Source organism: Amycolatopsis sp. cmx-11-12 (assembly GCF_046269425.1).
Taxonomy (GTDB): Bacteria; Actinomycetota; Actinomycetes; order Mycobacteriales; family Pseudonocardiaceae; genus Amycolatopsis.
Window position 1 is genome coordinate 1 of the sequence record NZ_JADNQM010000085.1, and the last position, 3,241, is coordinate 3,241.

The 3,241-nt window shown below is 55.3% G+C and carries 1 rRNA gene; it reads left to right on the forward strand.

What is annotated here, in order from left to right:
- The first annotated feature begins 57 nt into the window (after positions 1-57).
- A 23S ribosomal RNA gene (locus ACLARN_RS43990) occupies positions 58-3,196 on the forward strand.
- The last annotated feature ends 45 nt before the right edge of the window (positions 3,197-3,241 follow it).

Genomic DNA, 3,241 nt, shown 5'->3' on the forward strand with positions numbered 1-3,241 from the left:
GGAGTTTGTTTCTGGTGTGGTGTTTGAGAACTGTAGAGTGGATGCGAGCATCTTTGTGGTCAAGTTATTAAGGGCACATGGTGGATGTCTTGGCTTCAGGAGCCGATGAAGGACGTGGGAGGCTGCGATATGCCTCGGGGAGCTGTCAACCGAGCTGTGATCCGAGGATTTCCGAATGGGGAAACCCAGCACCAGTTATGTGGTGTTACCCGCATCTGAATATATAGGGTGTGTGGAGGGAACGCGGGGAAGTGAAACATCTCAGTACCCGTAGGAAGAGAAAACAACCGTGATTCCGTGAGTAGTGGCGAGCGAAAGCGGAAGAGGCTAAACCATGCACATGTCAAGCTGTCAGGCGTTGTGTGTGTGGTGTTGTGGGACCCAGCGTCGAGGATCTGACAGTCCTCGGAATGATTGCGCGTGTTAGTGGAACGCCTTGGGATGGGCGACCGGAGTGGGTGAGAGTCCCGTACGCGAAAACACGTTGTGGATTGTTTGTTTGGTGTTCCCGAGTAGCAGCGAGCTCGTGGAATTTGCTGTGAATCTGCCGGGACCACCCGGTAAGCCTAAATACTTCCTGAAGACCGATAGCGGACTAGTACCGTGAGGGAAAGATGAAAAGTACCCCGGGAGGGGAGTGAAAGAGTACCTGAAACCGTGTGCCTACAAGCCGTCAGAGCCCGAGCAACATCTTTGATGTTTACGGTGATGGCGTGCCTTTTGAAGAATGAGCCTGCGAGTTAGTGCTGCGTGGCGAGGTTAACCCGTGTGGGGTAGCCGTAGCGAAAGCGAGTCTGAATAGGGCGTCTGAGTCGCGTGGTCTAGACCCGAAGCGGAGTGATCTACCCATGGCCAGGCTGAAGCGTCGGTAAGACGACGTGGAGGGCCGAACCCACTTAGGTTGAAAACTGAGGGGATGAGCTGTGGGTAGGGGTGAAAGGCCAATCAAACTCCGTGATAGCTGGTTCTCCCCGAAATGCATTTAGGTGCAGCGTCACATGTTTCACCACGGGGGTAGAGCTACTGGATGGTCTAGGGGCCTTACCGGGTTACCGAAATCAACCAAACTCCGAATACCGTGGTGTGAGAGTGTGGCAGTGAGACGGCGGGGGATAAGCTTCGTCGTCGAGAGGGAAACAGCCCAGAACACCAGCTAAGGCCCCCAAGTGTGTGCTCAGTGGGAAAGGATGTGGGATTGCCCAGACAACCAGGAGGTTGGCTTAGAAGCAGCCACCCTTGAAAGAGTGCGTAATAGCTCACTGGTCAAGTGGTCCTGCGCCGACAATGTAGCGGGGCTTAAGCACACCGCCGAAGCTGTGTCATTCATACAATACATCGGTTGTTCTCCTTGAGAGAACGATCTAGTGGTGTGGATGGGTAGGGGAGCGTCCTGCATCCAGGGAAGCGGCGGCGGAAGCCAGTCGTGGAGGGTGTGGGAGTGAGAATGCAGGCATGAGTAGCGAATGCAGAGTGAGAAACTCTGCCGCCGGATGACCAAGGGTTCCTGGGCCAGGCTAATCCGCCCAGGGTAAGTCGGGACCTAAGGCGAGGCCGACAGGCGTAGTCGATGGATAACGGGTTGATATTCCCGTACCCGAGCACGTGCGCCCAGGATGAGGCGGTTGATACTAACCACCCAAAGCGCCGATCAAAGCCCTTCGGGGTGGAGGTTGGTTGTGGAGCGTGGGATCTGATTCCGTAGTAGTCGAGTGATGGGGTGACGCAGGAAGGTAGCTCCGCCAGTGAGTGGTAGTACTGGTGTAAGCGTGTAGCCCGAGTGGTAGGTAAATCCGCCGCTCATGAAGGGTGAGACGTGATGCGTAGCCGATTGAGGTGAAGTAGAGTGATCCTATGCTGCCGAGAAAAGCCTCTAGCGAGTGCGTGCACGGCCCGTACCCCAAACCAACACAGGTGGTCAGGTAGAGAATACTAAGGCGATCGGGTGAACTGTGGTTAAGGAACTCGGCAAAATGCCCCCGTAACTTCGGGAGAAGGGGGGCCAGTGTTCCTGAAGTCCCTTGCGGACTAGGGAGTGGTGGCCGCAGAGACCAGCGGAAAGCGACTGTTTACTAAAAACACAGGTCCATGCGAAGTCGCAAGACGATGTATATGGACTGACGCCTGCCCGGTGCTGGAACGTTAAGAGGACCGGTTAACCCCTTTGGGGGTGAAGCTGAGAATTTAAGCGCCAGTAAACGGCGGTGGTAACTATAACCATCCTAAGGTAGCGAAATTCCTTGTCGGGTAAGTTCCGACCTGCACGAATGGCGTAACGACTTTCCGGCTGTCTCAACCACAGGCCCGGCGAAATTGCACTACGAGTAAAGATGCTCGTTACGCGCGGCAGGACGGAAAGACCCCGGGACCTTTACTATAGTTTGGTATTGGTTTTCGGTTCGGCTTGTGTAGGATAGGTGGGAGACTGTGATACTGGCACGCTAGTGTTGGTGGAGTCGTTGTTGAAATACCACTCTGGTCGGATTGGGAATCTGAACCTCGGACCATGATCTGGTTCAGGGACAGTGCCTGATGGGTAGTTTAACTGGGGCGGTTGCCTCCTAAAGAGTAACGGAGGCGCCCAAAGGTTCCCTCAGCCTGGTTGGCAATCAGGTGTTGAGTGCAAGTGCACAAGGGAGCTTGACTGTGAGACAGACATGTCGAGCAGGGACGAAAGTCGGGACTAGTGATCCGGCACCACCTGGTGGAAGGGGTGTCGCTCAACGGATAAAAGGTACCCCGGGGATAACAGGCTGATCTTGCCCAAGAGTCCATATCGACGGCATGGTTTGGCACCTCGATGTCGGCTCGTCGCATCCTGGGGCCGGAGTAGGTCCCAAGGGTTGGGCTGTTCGCCCATTAAAGCGGCACGCGAGCTGGGTTTAGAACGTCGTGAGACAGTTCGGTCCCTATCCGCCGCGCGCGTAGGATACTTGAGGAAGGCTGTCCCTAGTACGAGAGGACCGGGACGGACGAACCTCTGGTATGCCAGTTGTCACGCCAGTGGCATGGCTGGTTGGCCACGTTCGGAAGGGATAACCGCTGAAGGCATCTAAGCGGGAAGCCTGTTCCAAGATGAGGTATCCCACCCCATGTGGGTTAAGGCCCCCAACAGACCATTGGGTTGATAGGCCAGAAATGGAAGCACAGTAATGTGTTATCGAGTTGACTGGTACTAATAGGCCGAGGACTTGCCCACAAAGATGTTACGCATCCACTCTACAGCTCTGAAACACCACACACC